This is a genomic window from Streptococcus saliviloxodontae, assembly GCF_016908655.1.
Taxonomy (GTDB): domain Bacteria; phylum Bacillota; class Bacilli; order Lactobacillales; family Streptococcaceae; genus Streptococcus; species Streptococcus saliviloxodontae.
Map to the genome: position 1 here is coordinate 1 of NZ_JAFBEI010000012.1, position 21627 is coordinate 21627.

The 21627-nt window shown below is 36.8% G+C and carries 22 protein-coding genes, 1 tRNA gene and 1 pseudogene; 11 read left to right on the forward strand and 13 right to left on the reverse strand.

The features are described 5' to 3' along the window. Positions 1 to 176: 176 nt before the first annotated feature. The 6 genes from ilvC to rpmB all read right to left on the reverse strand — a co-directional run bounded on the left by ilvC (position 177) and on the right by rpmB (position 6176). Positions 177 to 1199: a ketol-acid reductoisomerase gene (ilvC, locus tag JOC31_RS03580; protein ID WP_205016815.1), complete on the reverse strand. Its 1023-nt coding sequence runs from the start codon at positions 1197 to 1199 to the stop codon at positions 177 to 179. 70 nt (positions 1200 to 1269) lie between these two features. Beyond that, positions 1270 to 1752, reverse strand: coding sequence for an acetolactate synthase small subunit (ilvN, locus tag JOC31_RS03585; protein WP_205016816.1), 483 nt, complete (start codon positions 1750 to 1752; stop codon positions 1270 to 1272). Beyond that, positions 1745 to 3448 carry an acetolactate synthase large subunit gene (locus JOC31_RS03590; protein WP_205016817.1) on the reverse strand — a complete coding sequence of 568 codons (1704 nt, stop codon included), beginning with the start codon at positions 3446 to 3448 and terminating at the stop codon, positions 1745 to 1747. The genes ilvN and JOC31_RS03590 overlap by 8 nt, the downstream gene beginning before the upstream one ends. Before the next feature lie 377 nt (positions 3449 to 3825). Then, positions 3826 to 5490 carry a DAK2 domain-containing protein gene (locus tag JOC31_RS03595; RefSeq protein ID WP_205016818.1) on the reverse strand — a complete coding sequence of 555 codons (1665 nt, stop codon included), beginning with the start codon at positions 5488 to 5490 and terminating at the stop codon, positions 3826 to 3828. Then, a complete protein-coding gene (locus tag JOC31_RS03600) occupies positions 5490 to 5855 on the reverse strand; it encodes an Asp23/Gls24 family envelope stress response protein (protein ID WP_205016819.1) in 366 nt (121 codons plus the stop codon). The genes JOC31_RS03595 and JOC31_RS03600 overlap by 1 nt, the downstream gene beginning before the upstream one ends. Positions 5856 to 5987: 132 nt before the next feature. After that, positions 5988 to 6176, reverse strand: a complete 189-nt coding sequence (rpmB, locus tag JOC31_RS03605; protein WP_006146171.1) for a 50S ribosomal protein L28 — start codon at positions 6174 to 6176, stop codon at positions 5988 to 5990. 491 nt (positions 6177 to 6667) lie between these two features. Here rpmB and JOC31_RS03610 point away from each other — a divergent pair, with 491 nt between their 5' ends. The 10 genes from JOC31_RS03610 to JOC31_RS03655 all read left to right on the forward strand — a co-directional run bounded on the left by JOC31_RS03610 (position 6668) and on the right by JOC31_RS03655 (position 14379). Next, entirely contained in the window at positions 6668 to 7183 is a 516-nt protein-coding gene (locus JOC31_RS03610; protein ID WP_205016820.1) for a hypothetical protein, read from the forward strand. A 120-nt stretch (positions 7184 to 7303) separates the two neighbouring features. Beyond that, positions 7304 to 7765, forward strand: a complete 462-nt coding sequence (locus JOC31_RS03615; RefSeq protein ID WP_205016821.1) for a hypothetical protein — start codon at positions 7304 to 7306, stop codon at positions 7763 to 7765. Between the two features lie 12 nt (positions 7766 to 7777). Beyond that, positions 7778 to 8623 carry an exonuclease/endonuclease/phosphatase family protein gene (locus JOC31_RS03620; RefSeq protein WP_205010462.1) on the forward strand — a complete coding sequence of 282 codons (846 nt, stop codon included), beginning with the start codon at positions 7778 to 7780 and terminating at the stop codon, positions 8621 to 8623. Between the two features lie 9 nt (positions 8624 to 8632). After that, complete coding sequence (locus JOC31_RS03625; RefSeq protein WP_205016822.1) at positions 8633 to 9919, forward strand: type IV secretory system conjugative DNA transfer family protein; 1287 nt, start codon at positions 8633 to 8635, stop codon at positions 9917 to 9919. 101 nt (positions 9920 to 10020) lie between these two features. After that, complete coding sequence (locus tag JOC31_RS03630) at positions 10021 to 10335, forward strand: hypothetical protein (protein WP_205010109.1); 315 nt, start codon at positions 10021 to 10023, stop codon at positions 10333 to 10335. A gap of 124 nt (positions 10336 to 10459) precedes the next feature. After that, entirely contained in the window at positions 10460 to 10984 is a 525-nt protein-coding gene (locus JOC31_RS03635) for a metallophosphoesterase (RefSeq protein ID WP_205010110.1), read from the forward strand. 119 nt (positions 10985 to 11103) lie between these two features. Continuing rightward, positions 11104 to 11832: a metallophosphoesterase gene (locus JOC31_RS03640; RefSeq protein WP_205010111.1), complete on the forward strand. Its 729-nt coding sequence runs from the start codon at positions 11104 to 11106 to the stop codon at positions 11830 to 11832. A 147-nt stretch (positions 11833 to 11979) separates the two neighbouring features. Further along, on the forward strand, positions 11980 to 12774 hold the full coding sequence (locus JOC31_RS03645) for a rolling circle replication-associated protein (RefSeq protein WP_205010112.1): 795 nt from the start codon (positions 11980 to 11982) through the stop codon (positions 12772 to 12774). A gap of 4 nt (positions 12775 to 12778) precedes the next feature. After that, entirely contained in the window at positions 12779 to 13021 is a 243-nt protein-coding gene (locus JOC31_RS03650) for a DNA-binding protein (RefSeq protein WP_239548923.1), read from the forward strand. An 8-nt stretch (positions 13022 to 13029) separates the two neighbouring features. Next, positions 13030 to 14379: a tyrosine-type recombinase/integrase gene (locus JOC31_RS03655; protein ID WP_205016823.1), complete on the forward strand. Its 1350-nt coding sequence runs from the start codon at positions 13030 to 13032 to the stop codon at positions 14377 to 14379. Positions 14380 to 14459: 80 nt separating this feature from the next. Here JOC31_RS03655 and JOC31_RS03660 read toward each other — a convergent pair whose 3' ends face one another. From JOC31_RS03660 to tig, 5 genes are all read right to left on the reverse strand, one after another. Then, the gene (locus tag JOC31_RS03660; RefSeq protein ID WP_205016824.1) at positions 14460 to 15341 is read right to left on the reverse strand and encodes a class II fructose-bisphosphate aldolase; all 882 of its coding nucleotides are present in this window, start codon (positions 15339 to 15341) and stop codon (positions 14460 to 14462) included. A 178-nt stretch (positions 15342 to 15519) separates the two neighbouring features. Continuing rightward, a tRNA-Leu gene (locus JOC31_RS03665) sits at positions 15520 to 15605 on the reverse strand. A gap of 224 nt (positions 15606 to 15829) precedes the next feature. Next, the gene (locus JOC31_RS03670) at positions 15830 to 17434 is read right to left on the reverse strand and encodes a CTP synthase (protein WP_205016825.1); all 1605 of its coding nucleotides are present in this window, start codon (positions 17432 to 17434) and stop codon (positions 15830 to 15832) included. A gap of 158 nt (positions 17435 to 17592) precedes the next feature. After that, positions 17593 to 18171, reverse strand: a complete 579-nt coding sequence (rpoE, locus tag JOC31_RS03675) for a DNA-directed RNA polymerase subunit delta (protein WP_205016826.1) — start codon at positions 18169 to 18171, stop codon at positions 17593 to 17595. A gap of 218 nt (positions 18172 to 18389) precedes the next feature. Then, positions 18390 to 19673 carry a trigger factor gene (tig, locus tag JOC31_RS03680; protein ID WP_205016827.1) on the reverse strand — a complete coding sequence of 428 codons (1284 nt, stop codon included), beginning with the start codon at positions 19671 to 19673 and terminating at the stop codon, positions 18390 to 18392. Between the two features lie 151 nt (positions 19674 to 19824). On the opposite strand from tig, the pseudogene JOC31_RS03685 reads away from it, so the two are divergent. Beyond that, a pseudogene (locus JOC31_RS03685) lies at positions 19825 to 20667 on the forward strand (mechanosensitive ion channel family protein). A gap of 40 nt (positions 20668 to 20707) precedes the next feature. Here JOC31_RS03685 and JOC31_RS03690 read toward each other — a convergent pair. Together JOC31_RS03690 and JOC31_RS03695 are read right to left on the reverse strand one after the other, a co-directional pair. Next, complete coding sequence (locus tag JOC31_RS03690) at positions 20708 to 21271, reverse strand: TIGR01440 family protein (RefSeq protein WP_205016828.1); 564 nt, start codon at positions 21269 to 21271, stop codon at positions 20708 to 20710. Between the two features lie 61 nt (positions 21272 to 21332). Beyond that, complete coding sequence (locus tag JOC31_RS03695) at positions 21333 to 21626, reverse strand: bacteriocin immunity family protein (protein ID WP_205016829.1); 294 nt, start codon at positions 21624 to 21626, stop codon at positions 21333 to 21335. Position 21627: the final 1 nt, after the last annotated feature.

Below are 21627 nucleotides of genomic sequence, written 5' to 3' on the forward strand. Positions count from 1 at the left end.
TTCTCATCGCTTTAAACATGCAAAAAGAGAGAACCAATCTGATTCTCTCTCGCTGCTGATTATAAGTCAACCCACTACAGTTGACGAAGAGCCTAAGATGCTAGATAACATCTTACGTTTTTAATCATTTTACTTTTACAGAAGTAAAATAGGGATAATCCTATTATTACGACTAATTAGTTATAGATTTTGAATGCATCATCATCGTTTTGACCAACAAATGGCATTGCTTTACGAAGTTCTGCACCAACTTTTTCGATTTCAAGTTCAGCTGCTTCTTTACGGTATGCTTCAAGACGTGGACGACCTGCTTTGTAGTCGTTAACGAATTCTTCAGCGAATTTACCTGATTGGATGTCAGCAAGAACTGCTTTCATATTTTCTTTAACTTGTTCTGTGATCACGCGTGGACCTGAAACATAGTCACCGAATTCAGCAGTATTTGAAATTGATTGACGCATTTTCTTGAAGCCACCTTCATAGATAAGGTCAACGATCAATTTCATTTCGTGAAGAACTTCGAAGTAAGCCAATTCAGGAGCATAACCTGCTTCAGTAAGCACTTCGAAACCTGCTTCGATAAGCGCAGTCAAACCACCACAAAGAACTGCTTGTTCACCGAACAAATCTTCTTCAGTTTCTTCTTTAAATGTAGTTTCAAGAAGACCTACACGTGCTGAACCAACACCTTTAGACCATGACATAGCAATGTCTTTAGCGTTACCTGTTGCATCTTGGTAAACAGCGTAAAGTGCTGGAACACCAAAACCTTCTGTGTAAGTACGACGTACAAGGTGACCAGGACCTTTAGGAGCACACATGAAGACATCAACAGTTTCAGGAGCTTTGATGTACTCGAACAAGATGTTGAAACCATGTGCAAAACCAAGTGCAGCACCATCTTTAAGGTTTGGAGCAATTTCTGATGAGTAAAGATCAGCTTGGATTTCGTCTGGTGCCAAGATCATAACAACGTCAGCTTGTTTAACAGCGTCAGCTACTTCAAAAGTTTCAAAACCATCTTCTTTTGCTTTATCAAATGACTTACCAGCACGAACACCGATAATAACATCTTGACCTGAATCACGCAAGTTTTGAGCGTGAGCGTGACCTTGTGATCCGTAACCAATTACGGCGATTTTTTTACCGTCAAGAGCGGCTACTTTAACGTCTTTTTCGTATTCCATTGTTACTGCCATAGTAATATATCTCTTTTCTAATATTTATTTCTGCCTTTTTAGGCTATGTTTAACAAAGTTTGAAAGGATCTTAAGAGAAATCTCTTGAGAAACCTGTTGAGCCCGTACGGGCAATATTTTGAATACCGTAAGGCTTGATCACACGAAGTAGTGCCTCAATCTTATCAGCATCACCAGTTACCTGAATGGTAATGGATTTTGGAGCAACATCAACAACGCTAGCACGGAAAGGCTGAATAACAGCCAAAATTTCTGCACGCTTGCTTGTTGGTGCTGAAAGTTTAACCAAGATGACTTCACGCTCAAGATGAGGAATATCTGTGATATCACGAACTCTAACAACATCAATCAAACGATTCAGTTGTTTGATAATTTGTTCGACCTCTTCATACGAATCTACTTCGATAATAATCGTGATACGTGAAATATTTGGATCATCAGAAGCCCCTACCGAGATAGACTCGATATTAACCTGACGACGAGACAAGACTCCAGTGAAACGATTTAGAACTCCAGTAGAGTTTTGGAGTTTAGCTGTCAACATTCTACGCATTAAACTTCACCCCTAACATTTCACTATTTGATCGACCTGTTGGTACCATTGGATAAACATGTTCACGATTGGAGATGTTCAATTCAATCAACATTGGTCTATTCTCTGTAATCACCCTCAAATCCTCTTCCAAAGTATTTGGATCAGAGAACTGATAGTGAGCAATTCCGTAAGCTTCTGCCATCAATTGGAAATTAGGCTCTGCATCAAAAGTTGACTCACTACGATGTTCATCGTAGAAAGACTCTTGCCATTGACGAACCATTCCAAGGGAATGATTGTTGATCAAGACAACCTTAATTGGAACGCGGTAGCCATTTAGGATTGCTAACTCTTGGTTAGTCATCTGGAAACCACCATCACCGACAAAAAGAACAACCTCTTTATCTGGATTAGCTAACTTAGCTCCAACTGCTGCTGGAATACCAAATCCCATAGTTCCCAAACCACCAGATGTAATCAACTGACGTTCATTCTTATAAGGATAGAACTGAGCTGCCCACATTTGGTGCTGACCGACGTCAGTAACGACAATAGCTTCACCTTTAGTAATCTTACCGATAGTCTCAATAGCGTGCTGAGGTTTGATAATGTCTGTACTAAAGTCGTAAGAAAGTGGTGCTTTTTCATTATTAGCTAGTACTTCCTCAGTCCACTTGTCGTGGCGTGTCTTAACGACTTCAGCATCTAACAAAATTTGCAGAGCTTCTTTAGCATCACCAACCACAGGGATTTCAGTCTTAACAACCTTACCAATTTCAGCTGGGTCAATATCCACGTGAGCGACTTTAGCATGTTTCGCAAAGGTCTTTGGATTACCAGTCAAACGATCTGCGAAACGTGATCCAAAATTGATGATAAAGTCTGCATCTGTCAAAGCCATATTGGCAGCGTATGACCCATGCATACCACCCATACCTAGTGATAACTTATGACCAATAGGCATAACACCCAAGCTCAACAAAGTAGAGACAACAGGAATGTTATAGCGCTCCGCAAAGGTAATCAACTCTTTGGAAGCTCCGGCATAGTTGACTCCCCCACCAGCTAAAACCAATGGTTTTTTCGATTTTTTCAACTGATCCAAAATCTTAGTCACTTGAAGAGCGTTAGGAACAACCGTAGGTTGGTAACCTGGCACATTCAAACTAGGATCATAGATAGAAGAAACTTTCTTCTCAGTGATATCTTTTGGAATATCAATCACCACTGGACCAGGACGTCCTGTTGTGGCAATATGAATCGCTTCAGTAATAATGCGAGGAATATCTGCAGTCTCTCTCACTTGGTAGTTATATTTTGTTATCGGCATTGTAATACCGATAATATCAGCTTCTTGGAAGGCATCCTTACCAATACCCGCTGTTGCAACCTGACCTGTAAAGACTAGCATAGGAACACTATCACTCATTGCATCGGCGATTCCCGTGATAGCATTTGTCGCACCGGGACCACTTGTCACCAACGCAACACCAATCTCACCAGTTGATTTTGCAAAACCTTCTGCTTCATGGAGAGCACCTTGCTCATGACGAGCTAAGATATGCTTAATCTCATCATGTCTATAAATAGCATCGTAAAGTGGCAAGACAGCACCACCCGGATAACCAAAAATGGTAGAGACGCCTAAACTATGCAGTGTATCTAAAACCAAATCTGCACCTGACGTCGATTTCTTTAATTCAATTTTTTTCACAAGGACCTCCTTTTCATGTATTTTTCAAATTTTCGAAAAATTCAAATAGCTTATTACTATAATAACACTTTAAAAATATAAAGCAAGTATATTTTTAAAGTGTTTGCGCTTACATTTTGGATTATCTATCATTTCATGTCAGATTCCGATAAGAGTCTTCTCTATAAAATAAAAATACCTTTAGTCAAAGTTTAGGTCTAACAATAATCCAGTTCTCTACATTGATAATATAGCTGATTGTACTCACTTCCTCCTGTTACGATATCTCAAATATCTTACAACATCCATTAATCTGGTCTTAAACACCAAATAGTCTTGCAAGTCAGGCCTATACACAAAAAAACACCCTAGCAAGGCAAGCTAAGGCGATTCATCTACTACTCGACACTCATCAAGTATGGATAGACGGGTTGATCTCCTTGATGAACATCAACTTCTACATCTTCATAAGTTTCTTCTAAATATTCTGCTAGGCTTTCTGCCAATTCTTGGCTACCTTCCTCACCGACATAAATAGAGACAATCTCACTGTCTTCGTCGATCATTTTAGCAAAGGTTGCTTTCAAAGCCTCTTCCATATCTGGTGTTGACACAAGAATCTTACCATCAACCATACCAAGAATATCATTTTCGTGAATTTCAAGTCCATCAATGGTTGTATCACGAACAGCAAGCGTTACACTTCCGCTGACAACATCACCTAAGATTGCCGTCATCGCTTCTATGTTCTCCTCTAAAGACTTACTTGGATCAAAAGCAAGAAGACTTGTAAACCCTTGCGGTACCGTACGAGTTTCGACAACAGCTGCATTAACTTCAACAACTTCTGCAGCTGATTGGGCTGCCATAAAGATGTTTTTGTTATTTGGCAAAATGATAACATTCTTAGCATTGACAGTTTCAATAGCTTTGACAATATCTTCTGTCGATGGATTCATTGTCTGACCACCTGAAATCACATAGTCAACACCTTGTGATTGGAAGATTTCTGACAAGCCTTCTCCAGCAACAACAGCAATCAGAGCGAAATCTTTTGCTTCCTTAGCTGCTTCTTCAGCAGCTACTTTCTCAACCTGTGCCTCATGCTGTCCACGCATATTATCAACTTTGACTTTAACAAGTGAGCCATATTTCAGACCTTCTTGCATGACAAGACCTGGATCTTCTGTATGGACGTGAACCTTAACAATTTCATCGTCATTAACAACAAGAAGTGAATCTCCAAGCCCACTCAAGTATCCTTGAAATTCTTCATAGTTAAATTCTTTGACATAGGTAGGACCTTGTTTAAGGGCCACCATGATTTCTGTACAATAGCCAAATGTAATATCTTCTGTTGCCACATGACCAACCACTGACTTGTGATGCTCTGCATTAATCATCTCAGACATATTAGCTGGTGTGGCTTTGAAGTCTTCAGAAGCGATATACTCACCTGTAAGAGCTGAAAGGAAGCCTTCATAGATAAAGACAAGACCTTGACCACCTGAATCAACAACGCCAACTTCCTTCAAAACTGGAAGCATATCTGGAGTTTTAGCAAGAGCTGCTTTTGCTCCATCGAGAGCTGCACGCATAACCTCAGTAGCATCATTTGTTTCTTCAGCTTTTTTAAGAGCAGCTGTTGCAGCACCACGTGAAACGGTTAAAATCGTTCCCTCAACAGGCTTCATCACAGCTTTATAAGCTACCTCAACTCCAGATTGAAAAGCATTAGCAAGCGCCTTTCCATCAAGTTCTTCTAACTCTTTAATGGATTGACCAAAACCACGGAACAATTGTGATGTAATAACACCTGAGTTACCACGAGCTCCCATCAAAAGACCTTTTGAAAGAATTTGACCAACTTCACCAACGGTATTCGCAGGCTTGTCAGCAACCTCTTTTGCTCCATTGTCCATAGTCATTCCCATATTTGTCCCTGTATCACCATCTGGCACAGGAAAGACATTAAGCGAGTTTACATACTCAGCTTGTTTTCCAAGACGTGTCGCAGCTGCCTGCACCATCTCTTGGAATAAACTTGTTGTAATATTTGACACTAATCTTCTCCCACAACTTTGATATTTTGCACGTAAACATTAACCATATCAGCAGTAATACCGAGTTGGCTCTCAAGGTTAAACTTAACGCGCTCTTGAATATTTTTAGAAACTTCACTGATTTTGACACCGTAAGACATAACTGTGTAGACATCTACAGAAATACCGGCTTCAGTTGATTTTACGACAACACCTTTTGCGTAGTTTTCTTTGCGCAAGAGGGCTTGGAAGTTATCCTTGATTGTACTTTTACTTGCCATACCTACAACGCCAAAAATTTCCGTTGCTGAACCTCCGACAACTGTTGCAATAACGTCATCTGATAGTTCAATTTGACCATCTTTTGTATTAATTTTTACAGTCATAATTACTACCTCAAAAAGTTTTTATCAGTTTATTTTATCATATTCCTAGGCTCTTGTAAAAAATATAGAGGTATTTCTTTGAAACTTCAAATTTTAGACAAAAAAAACAGCCCTGAGGCTGTCGAGATAAAATTAAACGCGTTCAACTTTACCTGATTTAAGCGCACGAGCTGAAGCCCAAACTTTTTTAGGTTTACCATCGATAAGGACAGTAACTTTTTGAAGGTTTGGTTTAACTGCACGTTTTGTTTTGTTCATCGCGTGTGAACGGTTGTTTCCTGAAACAGTTTTACGACCTGTAAAGTAACATACTTTAGCCATTATTATTTTCCTCCTACGTAGTATTTTAACGGATGTGCTAGCACCACATACCTTAAAATTATATCACAGGAAGGTATGAAGTGCAAGGAATTTTTCTGATTTATTTTAAACGATTCTCTTCTAACCCTATCTACCCTTATACATATTAACATTATATCCCTATGTTAATATCATAAACAGTATCCGATCTTAAAGAAACTAAAAAGAACACCTCACGGTGTTCTTTTTAACTAATTAGCAAACTCTAATTAAGCTTTGTTTGCTGAATAGGATATATAATAGGAAGATACTTCTATAATCTTGTTTAGCATTGGTATTAGTCTAAATTCAAAGCGTTTAAAATTAAATCGCTTGTACCTAAAATTCTGTATAATTCTACCGAAGTTGAGTATTTTATGAGTATTAAGCCTGATACTCAATTGCTATCTGTTCTGATATTTGAATAATTTTAGGGTACATGATACAATGTTACAAAAAGGAGAAGTTTAATAATGGAATTTCAAGTCAGAGTTTCTAGTGAATGTTTATTATATCTTACATTACTTGAAGAACTATACTCTAAGGATACCTCGGGAAATATCACTAGAGGACTAATAATAACTAGAGCATTTGAAGAATCTCAAGCAGTTACTAACTGGCTTGATATTTATGAAGATAAGCACTCTATACCACTTAATGATTTAGAGTACAAGCAAGGATATGGTACCAAGATAAAAGCTGAAATTAGTGATTCTGTTAATAGAGCAATACGTGACCTGAAATTAGAACTTCCAAAATACCTACCTACCCGCTCAGTGACTATCGGTGTAACAGTAAGATTAATATGCAAAGCTGCACTATTATTGAATATGAACGAGAAATACAAAATTAGTGCATCTAGGTCACTTGACGAAGAATTTCAAATTTTAGAAAAAGAGTTAAAAGAATTAGTTGCTCCAATAAATCACGAAAAACTAGAAAATATATTATTAAAATCTAAATATAATATCCAGTCGAATGTTAAATAGCATTCGATTTTTTATTTTATTTTTATTTTGTACACTAAAATCATTTACAAAAGGAACTTTTCTTGTTATACTATCATTGTAAATAATTTTTCGGGTTTTGTACCCCAGAAAGAAACTTCTATGAAATCTAATATTGCTATCGCAAAACAAGAAGCATTACGTCGCCTTCAACAAATGGAAGAGCGCTTTCAAGGAAAATTAAATCCTAACATTAGGAAATATTTTTCAGAAGATAGGCTCTACTACTCTTATTTAACTGCTGGAGGAATAATTGGCAGTATCGACACTATCTCATACAACCCTGAATATGAGAATGTAGTCAGGGAGTTTGAAGAAAGAAGAAACAAACTGGTTTATCACGTTATTGAAACTGGTAATTCACTTGCTTTACTTTACGTTAGCCTACCAACCTCTGATTTAAATGGGGAAAAGCTATTGGGGGAATGGGAAGAAGAAATGCTTTCAGATGATAACTCGGTACTCGCTTACGTCCATAACTTTGTTGAACCTAGTTTTTCAGAAACAGGGTACATTACTATTGATACCTTCGCAGATAGCGGAGCACTAATTAGAATCGCTTAAAGGAGAAAAATAATGAGTTTTACAGTCTCTCAAAAACAAGGTCTAACTATTGCAACTTTTAATATCCAAGGGAAAAAGGTGAATGATAAGCATAAATCTACCGACTTTCAAAATTATGCAGGTTATAATTTTGAAAAACTATCTTCTGAACTAAGAAAGATGAATATTAGACCCAATGTCATCTCTCTGACAGAAGTTCATATAGTTGACCTTCGAAAATTCAATCAGGATTTATATAAAGAAATCAATAAGGTTAATTATAAAATCTTTACACCTAAATCATGCACTCTTAATAAATCTTGTTATAAAACAAGTCTCGGAACCTGTATATTAGTTGAAGAAAACATTGCAAAGGATTTTTCTTTGTGTGATGCAAAAATTGTAAATAAAGTAATGTTTCATGGAAAGTCTTGTGATATCAGAGAATGTCGAATTAAAAGTAATGAATTAGAAGTGGTATCTCTATATGTTAAATCGGGGCTGTCAAAAAATGATAAACAGTCCAAGGAAACACTTACTCGTCTTACTAAAGAAATGGACTCTAAATTAAGTTCTTCAAATAAAGTTGTATACCTCGGAGATTTTAATTTTAATCTGAATCATTTTGACTTTGCAGTTGATTTCTTAGATACTGTACAAGATTTTAAAAACCTAGTCAAAGACTATGAACCTTGGTACTCTAAATACGAATTTTCTGATATTCAAAATTTATTTACTCATATTAGAAAGGATGGAAAGAAAGTTAAATTAGATTATATTATTTCTAACTTAAAGGTACAAGATTACTTTTCTTCACAAACTATACCTAATTTCTCTGACCACAAATTACTTGTAGTCCTCTTTAAAGATGAAAGATAGGAGAGCAATATGTTGTTTTTTAATCATAATCGAGAACCCACAATCAGCCTAACCCAAAGAAATATAAACTGGGTCTTTTATGCCAAGTGCCTAAAATACTTAGTTTATCTGTTTTTAGTAATTTCATTTTTAAATTTATTAAGTGCTATTTCATTTAGTAAACTTATCCCCATGCTGCTACTCTCTTTGTTAGCTTGGTTTACTTACAAGCTAGAACACTGGGTAAAAAATAGATTTCAGCTAAGAGATTTGTTACTTTATTTTTTACGTTCTAATAGCCTCTTTAAGGAAGAAAAAATAGGAGATAAATGGGTAATTACCTCCTCTGCCATAATGAGTTGGAAACAGTCCGATAACAAACTAATTATAGTAGCTATCAAACAAGGGGATAGTTACAGCAAAAAATTAGAATCCCTAGATGTTGAATTATCTGCCCTACTTGATCTCCCTCTTGAAACCAAAATAATCCGACCTAGCATAGTGGAATATCATTTCTTTACTGTTCGTCCTACTAGACTTCAAACATCTAAGTTAAATGAACAACCTACTAATCCTATTAGCATAGATTTAGGCTATGGGGTAGTTTACAATCCAGTAGAATGCCCACATATTTTAATTGCTGGTGGAACTGGTTCAGGAAAGTCTATCCTAATTTCTTACTTACTACTAGAATTTTTGAAACGGAAATCAGAACTATACATAGCAGATCCAAAAAATTCTGACCTTGGGAGTTTATCTCACTATCTAGGTCAGGATAGAGTTGCTACCTCTCTTAATAATATTGCTAGAATCGTCCGATTAACCGTTGAAGAAATGAATAGGCGATATGAATACATGAGAGAAAACTTTAGGTATGGCTCAAACTTTACTGACCATGGATTCAATATGACTTGGCTAATTTTCGATGAGATGGGAGCTTTCCAAGCCTCTGGCACAGATAAAAAGTCAAAAGAGACTATAAATGAAGTTATGGACGGAATTAAACAAATTATTTTACTCGGAAGACAGTCAGGCATTTTTATCCTTGTATCTGCTCAACAGGTTAATGCCGATACACTAAATACCGACCTTAGAGATAACCTAGGATTACGCATAACCCTAGGAGCAAACTCTTCCGAGGGCTATCGCATGGTCTTTGGAACTGCTACACCACCTGCAAAACAGCCTATTGAAGTAAAAGGTGCTGGCTATCTCTACATGCAGGGTTCTGGAAAAGAATCTGCTGAATACTGGGAAAGTCCTTATTTAAACCCAAAAGAATTTGATTTTATAGCAGAACTACAAAAATATATCTAACCCCTAATTTTAACAGATAGATTATGCTTAAATTCGATAGATTTTCAGCATATCTATTTGTTCCTCACCGCTTGCGGTGACAAAGAAAGGAATAATTTATTATGAAACTGAATGATTTTTTGAAACCTGAATTACTTGGTAATAAGTTTCTTGCAGTAAAAGGGCTCTCAGAAGTGCTTGACCGTGAAACACAAAAACTTTCTGCTTATCGTGTGAATATCTCTATTCAAGATGAATCTAGCGATTTCTTTATGGAAATGATTCAAGTGAAGGTAAACACTACCTCTCCTACTATTTCTGCCGATGAAATGTCGAAGAATAAAACTCGTGAAGTTGTACTTAAAGACCTAAATGTTGGTCAATTTAATGGTAATCTATGGTTTACCTGTTCTGACATTTTACCAGTAGCTAAATAACTTTAAAGTGGTTATACATTGTAGCTGGTATGAAAAATTTCTAGATGACCGAAAGCGCATTGGAGATTTTGCCAATTACTTAGTTTACACATATGCTATTAACGCTAGATAATAGAGGTTATTAATGATTTACTTTATCGCTGATACTCATTTCCATCATGAAAATGTTATAAAGTTCTGTAATCGCCCTTTCTCAACTATTGAGGATATGAACCAAAAACTTATTGATAATTGGAATCAGATTGTAACTGATAACGATGACGTCTATATCCTTGGGGATTTTCTATATCGAGGAAATGCTAAACAGGCTAATGAAATTTTACAATCTCTAAAAGGAAGGAAGTTCCTAATCAAAGGAAACCATGAACATTATCTTGATTCTCCTGATTTTGACCAAAACTTATTTGAATGGATTAAAGATTATCATACACTTCATTACCAAAAGAGAAAATTCATTTTATTCCACTATCCAATATTAGAATGGGATTCCTATTTTCATAACTCTATCCACCTATATGGACATGTTCATAATAACAGAACAGACTATTTCAAACAAATTTTGGGAAAACGAGCAATCAACGTTGGAGCTGATATGATTGATTTTACCCCTATCAGTATTGAACAAATACTAGATTTAGTAAAAGAGTGATGATATAACTAAAACAACCCTAGTTGATGAATCGTTCTTGACTCTGAAATTAAAGAATTTTCTGTTATTCCCTTAACTGATACTTTAAATAAACTAAAAAGCGTAATGGAGAAAAAATAATGGCGATTTACTATGCTATAAGTGATATCCATGGATATCTTGATGAATTTTTAACTGCCTTTGAAAAAGTAGATTTAACTAACTCCGAGAATCGATTGTTTCTTTTAGGGGACTATGTAGATAACGGGAATTACTCCTATCAAGTGCTTGAAACGATTCGAGAACTGGAATCTAAATATCCTAATCAAGTCAAAACGCTTTTAGGAAACCATGATGAATGGTTCTATCACTGGCTCATTACGGAAGATATAAGCCCCGAATGTTCTCCTGAAACCATTAAAAGTTTCTTTTCCCTAGATGAATTGACCCTCCTATTACAGAGGAATCCTAACCAGTTTGAAAAGACTATCCGAGATGAAATTAAATCTAATCCAAAATTTACTCCCTTAATAGATTGGTTTAAATGTAAATTCCAAGACCAAAGATATATTGAAACGGATTGGCAAATCTTTGTGCATGCTGGGGTTGATGAAGAAGCTGGGATTTTTTGGAAAGAGGGTACTGACCCTAAAATGTTTACCAATAAATTCCCTGTTACAACTGGGAAATTCTTTAAGGATATTATTTCAGGACATGTTGGCTCTTCTCAAATTGCACACAATGAAGAATATTTAGGAAAAATTTTCTTTGATAAGTACAACCACTACTTTATAGACGGAACAGTTGACCGAAGTAAAGTCATTCCTGTTCTTGAATTTGATACAACTACACAAACCTATAACTACTAGAATTTTAATCACAAGAAAAACTGCCGACTGGTCGGCAAGCTGGAAGCATGTTTAGCGGAGCGATTCTTGTAATTGAAATTCAGAGGAGCTTGCTCCTCTAGTTTATTTATTATATAGGCAAACTTAACGAGAAAATGAGGTAATTTTGTGAGTTATAATCGCAAGATTATCCGAACTTCCTCGTATATTGAGATTTGGGAATATCAATCCCCTATTTTCTCAAGTGATAATACTGAAGTTGATACCAACCAAATCATTTTAAAAGAAAAACAAAAACGTAGAAAATTTGATGAACTTACACCTGACGAACAAGATGAAAGATTAAAACGTATATCCAAAAACAGAAAAAATTCAAAATGGAAGCTCCAAAGACTAATAGATTGTAATTATGATAACAAAACAAGTTTCCTTACCCTAACAACAAAAGCAAATATTAAAGACCGAACAGAATTCAATATAATGTTTGATAAGTTTATCAAAAAATTGAACTACTATATTTATCATTCTAAAAAAAGGCAACTAAAATATATAGCAGTATTAGAACGACAGAAAAGAGGAGCGTGGCATGTACACATTCTTCTTTTTAATTTCCCTTTTGTACCTCATTCTTCTTTATTAAAATTATGGGGTCATGGGGCAGTTCGGATAAACAAATTAGATAGCTTAGACGATTCGTCCAATGCTGGTCGCTATGTAGCTAAATATATGGAAAAAGGGATTGGACAAGAATTACTTGAAAGTTTAGGCAAAAAAGCTTTTTACTCTTCTAGAAATCTAAATAAACCTGAGGAGTTAAAATTATTAACTAATGAAAATGTAGCTGACCTTATTAAAGATGAAATGATTCTTTACGAGACCTCTTACAAGAGTAAGATTTTTAAAGATGGTCGCTTACTTGATAATGAAGTTCAATATAGAAAGATTAAAATTGATAAGGAGTAAGGAAATGATTCAAATTAAATACGTACCTGTTGAAGACTGTCAAGCTGAATGGGGAAACAAAGAAGCAGTATGCAAACGATTCGAAGGATTAAAAACAAAAACACTAGATTCACTACTAGTTGAAATGCGAAGAAATCCTGAATACTCTCCATTTGTAATAAATCCTTCTCATAAAATTGTTTGGATACACTTTGAAGGTTTCTTAGATTTCCTTAGATACAGGCAAGACCATAGATACGAAAGTTGAGGTAAATAATGTTAAAGATAGATATGGGTAATGTCACATTTAAACAATCTCGTAAAGCTCCTAAAAAGGGGTATATAGAGGTTAAATATAGAATTTATACTAAACACCCACTGACTCAAAAACGCTGGGAAATTGTTAGTAAATGGTATTTAACAAGTGAATCTTACTCAGATAGTGGAAAAGTTAAAATTTCTCCTCAATTACAAGGAATTATCAGAAGAGAACTTCAAGAAAAACTAGAACAGTTTCATCAAAGATTTACTTTATCAACTCTCAATAACAAGGGAGACATCACTTTAAATAGAGTTTGGAATGAATGGGAAGATGACAGAATCAAAAAGAAGAAAGTTGCACCTAAGACACTAGCTGGAGAGCAAGGGAGATTCAAAAATCATATTATTAAATATATTCCTGCCGATAGCTTGCTTCACAATATAACTTCCGATGTGATTCAAAAAATGATAGACCAATTTTATCCATTGGGAAATCATAAAAGAATAGCTCAATCTTTAAAGTCTGACCTCAATTCAGTTTATACATTTGCTATCAAAAGAAATTATATTAAACCAGAGCAAAATCCTATGCCTTATGTTCAAATTGAAAATAAAGGACTTGAAGAAAGAATAAAGGAATTAGAAAGCAAGAATATTGAAGATTCCTACCTTGAAAAAGATGAACTTGCCGAAGTATTATCAATTGTAAATAAACATAATCGTCAATACGGCAGAATATTTGAATTTCAAAGTTTAACAGGCATGAGAATTGGAGAAGTCTTGGGTTTAAAAGTCGCCGATATTAACTTCAAGGATAAACTCGTTTCTGTTAAAAGAACTAGAGCTACTCACGGAGGAGCAAACAAGAATAACTATGAGGGAAATGTAAAGAATGAACAGAGTTATAGAACTGTTGAGCTCTCTACTAAGGCTTTAGAGCTTCTTCAAGAAGAAATAGAAGAAAATAACCACCATATTGCTGGTAATCCTGATTATCAAAATAACGGTTGGATATTTACATCAAAAAATCACTATAAATCAATGTATAACGGTGTACCATTAAATTATAGTGTTTTGAATAATTTTCTAAATTCTAATGAAACAGGCAAGAAAACAAAAACAGGTCATATCAAAAAAGTAGGCATCAATATTGACCAACAGATTAGTTTCAAAAAACATATTAGCACTCATATTTTTAGACATACCCATATTAGTTTCTTAGCCGAGAAAAAAGTTCCTTTAGAAGCAATACAAGAGCGTGTCGGACATACTAAAGGGAGCAAAGTAACACAAATATACCTACATGTGACTAAAAACATGAAGAAGAATATTACAAACCTTATTGATAGTCTTATTGATGATTGAGTATTTTCTGAGTATTTTTTTCACTAAAAAAGGTTTATCCAAATGGATAAACCTTGATTTAATACTGTTTCAGCTTGAAATTAAGCTTTGTTTGCTGAACCGAATACGTCGATACGTTCTTCAACAGCTTCAGTAATTGCAGCGAATCCTGGAGCCAAGAATTTACGTGGGTCGAAAAGTTTTTTCTTGTCGTATTCTGCTTCATTTGCTTCATATTCTGCAGCAAATTTACGAGTAGCACCTGCAAATGCCAATTGACATTCAGTGTTAACGTTAACTTTAGCTACACCAAGTTTGATTGCAGCTTGGATTTGATCATCAGGGATACCTGAACCACCGTGCAATACGATTGGGAAACCTGGTACTGCATCAGTAAGTTTTTGAAGGTGATCAAGGTCAAGACCTTCCCAGTTAGCTGGGTAAGGACCGTGGATGTTACCGATACCAGCTGCCAAGAAGTCGATTCCAGTTTCAACCATTGCTTTAGCGTCTTCAACTGGTGCCAATTCACCTTTACCAACGATACCGTCTTCTTCACCACCGATAGTACCAACTTCAGCTTCAACTGAGATACCTTTAGCGTGTGCCAATTCAACGATTTCTTTAGTCAATTTAAGGTTTTCTTCGATTGGAAGGTGTGAACCATCAAACATCAATGAAGTGTAACCAACTTCGATACATTCTTTTGCATCTTCGTAGTGACCGTGGTCAAGGTGAATAGCAACTGGTACAGTGATACCCATTGATTCTACAAGAGTTTCGATAAGAACTTTACAAAGTTTGTATCCACCCATGTATTTAGCAGCACCCATTGAAGTTTGGATAAGGATTGGAGCTTTTTTGCTTTCTGCTGCACGCAAGATAGCTTGAGTCCACTCAAGGTTGTTTGTGTTAAATCCACCAACAGCATAGCCGTTATCACGAGCTGCTTGGACAAATTTTTCTGCTGAAACGATTGCCATTTGTATAGGCCTCCTCTATTTTTTTGGGTTTGAACCCGTTTACAGTTTCATTCTAACACAATTGCCTTAAAAATACCAGTATTTGAAGAAAGTTAAAGCGTTTTCTATAAATGAAAAAGGGAGATAAACTCCCTAGTACTTTGAGATAAAAAAAGTTGAGCCTTAGCTCAACTACTTATGCGGAAAGGGGGACTTGAACCCCCACGACCTAAAGCGGTCACAGGATCCTTAGTCCTGCGCGTCTGCCAATTCCGCCATTTCCGCTGTTCCTTAACAACATAATCTATTTTATCAGATTATGTAAATCATGTCAACAACTTTTTAAAAAAATTATTTTCATCATCTGCCTTATCAGCTGACAACTACTTAAGTATATCAAATATGGTAACTATCGTCAATGCTTTTTTTTAAAAAAGTATTTTCTTTTCACAACAAAAAACAGCGAGGCTAATCAAGCTGACAAATTTGCTTTCCTCACTGTTTCTTTATTATTTAGCGTTCTCGACCGCTGCTGTTACAAAGGCTGTATAGAGTTCTTCTGCATGGTTTGGACGAGATTGTAATTCTGGATGGTATTGAGCTGCCACAAAGAATTTCTTATCTGGTAATTCAACAATTTCCATCAAACGATTATCCGGTGAAACACCTGAGAAAACAAAGCCTGCTTCTTCGAATTGGGCACGGAAGGCTGTATTAAACTCATAACGGTGACGGTGACGGCGTTGGACCACTTCTTGATTATTATAAGCTGCAGCCGCTTTTGATCCAGCCTTCAATTTACATGGGTAAAGTCCCAAACGAAGGGTTCCACCCATATCCTCGATATCAATCTGGTCACGCATAATATCAATGATTGGATATTTCGTTTCTGGATCAAGCTCTGCTGAGTTAGCACCCTCCAGATTAAGGACATGACGAGCAAACTCAACACAGGTCAACTGCATACCTAGGCAGACACCTAACATAGGCACATCATTTTCACGAGCATAGCGGATAGCTTGGATTTTACCTTCTGTACCACGTTGACCAAAACCACCAGGTACAATAATACCATCAGCATCACCCAAAAGCTCTGCTGCATTTTCAGCAGTCACATCATTAGCATTAACCCAATTAAGGTCGATAGCTGAATCATTAACATAACCTGAGTGTTTGAGAGCTTCAACGACTGACAAATAAGCATCTGGAAGTTCCACATATTTACCAACAAGAGCGATTTTAACGGTTTTCTTAAGGTTTAGAACCTTGTCAACCATAGCTGACCATTCTGTCATATCCGCTTTTGGCGCATCCAATTTCAAATGATCACAAACAATTTGATCCATTCCTTGAGCTTGCATATTCAGTGGCACTTGATAAATGTGCTCAACGTCCATAGACTCAATAACAGCTTCAGGAGCTACATCACAAAATTGTGCCAATTTGTTTTTTACACCTTGCTCAACAGGTTGCTCTGTACGGATTACCAACATATTAGGTTGGATACCAAGGCCTCGTAGTTCCTTAACAGAGTGTTGTGTTGGTTTTGTCTTCATCTCACCTGCTGCTTTAAGATAAGGGAGAAGCGTCGTGTGAATGTACATGACGTTATCAGAACCAACATCTGCCTTCATCTGACGAAGAGCTTCTAAAAATGGCAAGCTTTCAATATCTCCAACAGTACCACCAACCTCAGTGATGATGACATCAGAATCTGTTGTACGTGCAGCACGTTTGATCTTATCTTTCAGAGCATCTGTGATATGTGGGATAACTTGAACAGTAGCTCCAAGATACTCCCCTTTACGCTCTTTACGAAGTACCTCACTGTAAATTTTACCAGTTGTTACATTAGAGTACTTGTTAAGGTTAATATCGATAAAACGTTCGTAATGACCGAGGTCAAGGTCAGTCTCAGCACCATCATCTGTGACATAAACTTCACCATGTTGGTAAGGACTCATTGTTCCTGGGTCAATATTAATATAAGGATCAAACTTTTGAATCGTCACTTTGAGTCCACGATTTTTCAAAAGACGTCCTAGGCTGGCTGCTACAATTCCTTTACCGATAGAGGATACAACACCACCAGTAACAAAAATATACTTTGTCATTCTAAACTCCTTCAATTTAAAATAGCATAATATTAGGAAAAACAAAAAAATCTCCCTATCACTAGGGAGACTTGTTTATCAGACCTCTAAAAGAGGTGCCCGATAAATACTATATCTTATCTTGAGCATTTTGTCAAATATTAGTATTTAACAAGGGATTACTCTTCTTCATCAGCATAGTCATCGTCTTCATCATCATCTGTTTCATTCAAATCAACATCTTCATCAAGATCTTCATCTGGAATGATTTCATTCAACTCTGAATCGTATGATTCAACTTCTGATTTTTCATCATCTGGATTTTCTTCATCATACTCATTAGATGCTGATGCTTGATAGCTTTCATCCTCTGGATCATCATCTGAGTAATCAATAGCATCTTCGTCGCCATCCATAAAGGCATTAACACGTTTATTTTTACGTTTCGGTGCCCCTTCTTCATCCTCTTCAAGGGTAATGATTTCTTCATCAATTTCATCAATAGCATACCATGAACGAAGACCCCATTTATTATCACCGAGTGGAATGAAACTTCCATCAGTGTTCAAATCTGAATAAAAGAATGGCAATGCCTCACGGATATCTGCGTCTGATTTTTCAAGGTAAGTTTGAATGTCGTTAACAAGATCGCTGAAGTACATTTCGTGGTCACGTCCGCGTGATTCCAAAATAGCACGCGCAACCTCAATCATTGATAATTCACTTTTTTCTTGCCCAGCAAATACTTCTAATTCCAAAGTGGTTCTCCTCTAACTATTGATACAAGGGTACTCACAGCGTAAACACCCTGTTCTTTATAACATTTGATAGAAAACTAGGGACAATTCCCCAGCTTATTTCATTACCTACTATTCTACGCTAAATTTACTCATTCGTCAAAAGATTTTTGCTGTCACTTTCGAGATAAAAAATCAGCTAGCCTAAAGACTAGCTGACTCCAATCAGATATGATTGATTATTTTACTGTTGCTGAGCTTGTAACCACTTCAACAGCTTTTTTCATTGTGATATCGTGTTTAAGCATATCTGCTGAAAGAAGAGCACGTACTTGGTCAGCTTCCATGTTGTATTCTGAAGCAAGGTCAGTGATTTCTTTTTCGATTTCTTCTTCAGTAGCATCGAAACCTTCTGCTTTAGCAATTGCTTCAATAACAAGGTTTGTACGAACACGTTTGTCAGCATCCGCTTCGTATTGTTTGTGAAGGTCTTCTTCAGTTGTACCTGTCAATTGGAAGTACATTTCTGGAGAGATACCTTGACGTTGCATGTTGCCCATGAATTCGTTCATGGCACGGTGTACTTCGTCATGTACCATTTCTTCTGGCAATTCAACGATTTCTGCATTTTCTACAGCCAACTCAAGAGCTGCACCTTCGACAGCATCGTCAAATGCGATTTCTTTAGCTGCTTCAAGCTCTTTACGGTATTTAGCTTTCAAGTCTGCAAGTGTTTCAACTTCTTCATCGATGTCTTTTGCAAGTTCATCGTCAAGAGCTGGAACTTCTTTTGTTTTAACTTCGTGAACTGTTGTTACAAATTTAGCAGCTTTACCTGCAAGGTCTTCTGCTTGATAGTTTTCTGGGAATGTTACGTTAACATCAACAGTTTCACCTGCTTTTGAACCAACCAATTGGTCTTCAAAACCTGGGATGAATTGACCTGAACCAAGTTCAAGTGAGAAGTTATCACCTTTACCACCGTCAAACTCAACACCGTCAACAGAACCTACAAAGTCGATAACAACTGTATCACCTTCAGCAGCTGCATCTTCTTTGATAACAAGTTCTGCAAGGTTGTTGCGTTCACGTTCGATTTTAGCGTCTACTTCTTCATCAGTTACTTCTTTTGAAGCTTCTACTGATACTGCAAGGTTTTTGTAGTCACCAAGTTTAACTTCTGGTTTTGTAACAACTTCAGCAGTGATTGTCCACTCTTGACCTTTTTCCATTGAAGCAACATCGATTTTTGGTTGTGCAACAACGTCAAGGCTGAGTTCAGCTACAGCTGCTTCATAAGCTGCTGGAAGAATAGCATTCAAAGCATCTTCGTAAAGTGCTTCTTCACCAAATTTTTGGTTGAAAATTGGACGTGGCACTTGACCTTTACGGAAACCTGGTACGTTCAATTCTTTTTTAACTTTGTTAAATGCTGCGTCAAGAGCTGGTTGGATTTTATCTTGACCGATTGTGAATGTAATAACGCCACGGTTTGTAGCTTTATTTTCAAATGATGTAGACATCTCGTCATTTCTCCTTAAAAATTTTATATACAGCTTAGTTTACCATATTTTAAAAGGATTTCAAAGTGTTTTTATTTGATTTCAAGAAGACTCGCTCACTTTAGAGAGGTCTTTTTCTGCTAAGCTTCAGCTTTTTTGATAAAATAGATTTATGACTATTTTACAGAATTACATCAAACAACTTCACTTAGAACAATTAGCTGTTGATCTTCTTTCTAAATTAGTATCGCTACTCCTATTACTGCTTTTCTTTTTTATCGCTAAAAGACTCTTCACTTATCTTTTTAATCAGGCAGTAACCAAGTCTATTGCTTTAACAAAATAGACTCAAGCACGTCAAAAAACTATCATCAAGCTCCTACATAATATCCTAGACTATACCCTTTATTTTATGCTAATCTACTGGGTGCTTAGTATTATTGGCATTCCTGTTTCTAGTCTTCTTGCCGGAGCTGGTCTGGCTGGGGTAGCCCTTGGACTTGGTGCCAAAGACTTTCTATCTGACTTAGTAAATGGATTCTTTATTCTTTTAGAAAATCAATACGACGTTGGTGAATCCGTGGAGATCGGTTCAGTAACAGGCATCGTTTCTAGCGTTGGTATTCGAACAACTCAGATTAGAGGATTTGACGGAACCTTGCACACTATCCCCAACCGAAATATCTCTATCGTTAGCAACAAATCTCGTGGAGATATGCGTGCGCAGATTGATATTCCTATATTGGCGCATACCAACCTTGAGCAAATGACTCAAGTTATCAAACAAGTTAATGACGAACAAGTCCCTCATTTTCCACAAATTGTAGGGGCTCCAACCATCCTGGGGCCAAAAACAACTCCTAATGGACAGCTGGTATTTCGAATTGATATTTTTGTCCAAAATGGAATGCAGAGCGCCATCTACTCTGAATTTTATAGACTCTATCAAGAAGCTTTGATCGCTGACGGTATTCACCTACCGACAGTCAATGCCATCAATTCTACCAAAAAATAAAAACCGATTCCTTATTAGGGGTCGGTTTTTAGCTACCTTATTAAAATTTTCGAATAGGATCTTCTTTGTACTGAGCTCTAGAACCACCAATCAATTTTGGACGGCTAGCAAGAGCGGTCACATGAGCTCCACCCAGTTCACGCTGAATAGGGATAAGAGGTACTTGCACGCGCTTAACATGCATACCGATAGAGGTATCTCCAATATCAAGCCCCGCGTGGGCAACAATCTCCTCTACCTCGACAGGCTCTGCCATGTACTTAAAGGCAGCCAACTGACCTGAACCACCTGCATGAAGGCTAGGAAGAACATTGACGATTTCAAGATTTTTCGACTCAGCAGCTATTGCTTCCACTGCCAAAGCCCGATTAAGATGCTCACATCCTTGAACGGCTAGGTGGACACCACGCGCCTTAGTTGCTTCCAGGATAGTTTTAACGATTACCTCGCCTATTTCTAGACTAGAAGCCTTACCTATCACGCCTCCTGCTACCTCGCTAGATGACAATCCTAGCACAAAAAACTGTCCTTTTTTGATTGCAGAGCGTTCAAGAATATCAACCACTAGAGCTCTCGTTTGATTTTCTAATACTTGTAAATCCATACAGATACCTCACTTGACCCTATTATAGCAAAAGTCTATTGATTTTTCATCAGTCATAAGCCTATCCAATCCAATTGATCAAGCCTACACACAAAGTATTTTTACGCGCACTCACAACTGAGATGTCCTGATAAAACGACTTTATATCGTCGCTGAGCCCTGACCCACCTTGCAGACTCTTGATAGCCAGTTGTTGTAAAGCAGTCGATAAAATCGCTAGTTCTCTATCAAAGTATGCTCCCTTACCGACTCTATCCTTAAAGACTACTAAGAGCTGACGTTCTTGCTCACTTATTTTGGGGTCTAAAATAAGATTGTAAACCCTATCCAATAGTTGCGTATCTCTATTTTTCATC

Bases quoted from the DNA above. Each gene is read 5' to 3' on its own strand.
- ilvC (WP_205016815.1), bottom strand. From the start codon at position 1,199: ATGGCAGTAACAATGGAATACGAAAAAGACGTTAAAGTAGCCGCTCTT.
- ilvN (WP_205016816.1), bottom strand. From the start codon at position 1,752: ATGCGTAGAATGTTGACAGCTAAACTCCAAAACTCTACTGGAGTTCTA.
- JOC31_RS03600 (WP_205016819.1), bottom strand. From the start codon at position 5,855: ATGACTGTAAAAATTAATACAAAAGATGGTCAAATTGAACTATCAGAT.
- rpmB (WP_006146171.1), bottom strand. From the start codon at position 6,176: ATGGCTAAAGTATGTTACTTTACAGGTCGTAAAACTGTTTCAGGAAAC.
- JOC31_RS03610 (WP_205016820.1), top strand. From the start codon at position 6,668: ATGGAATTTCAAGTCAGAGTTTCTAGTGAATGTTTATTATATCTTACA.
- JOC31_RS03615 (WP_205016821.1), top strand. From the start codon at position 7,304: ATGAAATCTAATATTGCTATCGCAAAACAAGAAGCATTACGTCGCCTT.
- JOC31_RS03620 (WP_205010462.1), top strand. From the start codon at position 7,778: ATGAGTTTTACAGTCTCTCAAAAACAAGGTCTAACTATTGCAACTTTT.
- JOC31_RS03625 (WP_205016822.1), top strand. From the start codon at position 8,633: ATGTTGTTTTTTAATCATAATCGAGAACCCACAATCAGCCTAACCCAA.
- JOC31_RS03630 (WP_205010109.1), top strand. From the start codon at position 10,021: ATGAAACTGAATGATTTTTTGAAACCTGAATTACTTGGTAATAAGTTT.
- JOC31_RS03635 (WP_205010110.1), top strand. From the start codon at position 10,460: ATGATTTACTTTATCGCTGATACTCATTTCCATCATGAAAATGTTATA.
- JOC31_RS03640 (WP_205010111.1), top strand. From the start codon at position 11,104: ATGGCGATTTACTATGCTATAAGTGATATCCATGGATATCTTGATGAA.
- JOC31_RS03650 (WP_239548923.1), top strand. From the start codon at position 12,779: ATGATTCAAATTAAATACGTACCTGTTGAAGACTGTCAAGCTGAATGG.
- JOC31_RS03655 (WP_205016823.1), top strand. From the start codon at position 13,030: ATGTTAAAGATAGATATGGGTAATGTCACATTTAAACAATCTCGTAAA.
- JOC31_RS03660 (WP_205016824.1), bottom strand. From the start codon at position 15,341: ATGGCAATCGTTTCAGCAGAAAAATTTGTCCAAGCAGCTCGTGATAAC.
- JOC31_RS03670 (WP_205016825.1), bottom strand. From the start codon at position 17,434: ATGACAAAGTATATTTTTGTTACTGGTGGTGTTGTATCCTCTATCGGT.
- tig (WP_205016827.1), bottom strand. From the start codon at position 19,673: ATGTCTACATCATTTGAAAATAAAGCTACAAACCGTGGCGTTATTACA.
- JOC31_RS03690 (WP_205016828.1), bottom strand. From the start codon at position 21,271: ATGGATTTACAAGTATTAGAAAATCAAACGAGAGCTCTAGTGGTTGAT.
- JOC31_RS03695 (WP_205016829.1), bottom strand. From the start codon at position 21,626: ATGAAAAATAGAGATACGCAACTATTGGATAGGGTTTACAATCTTATT.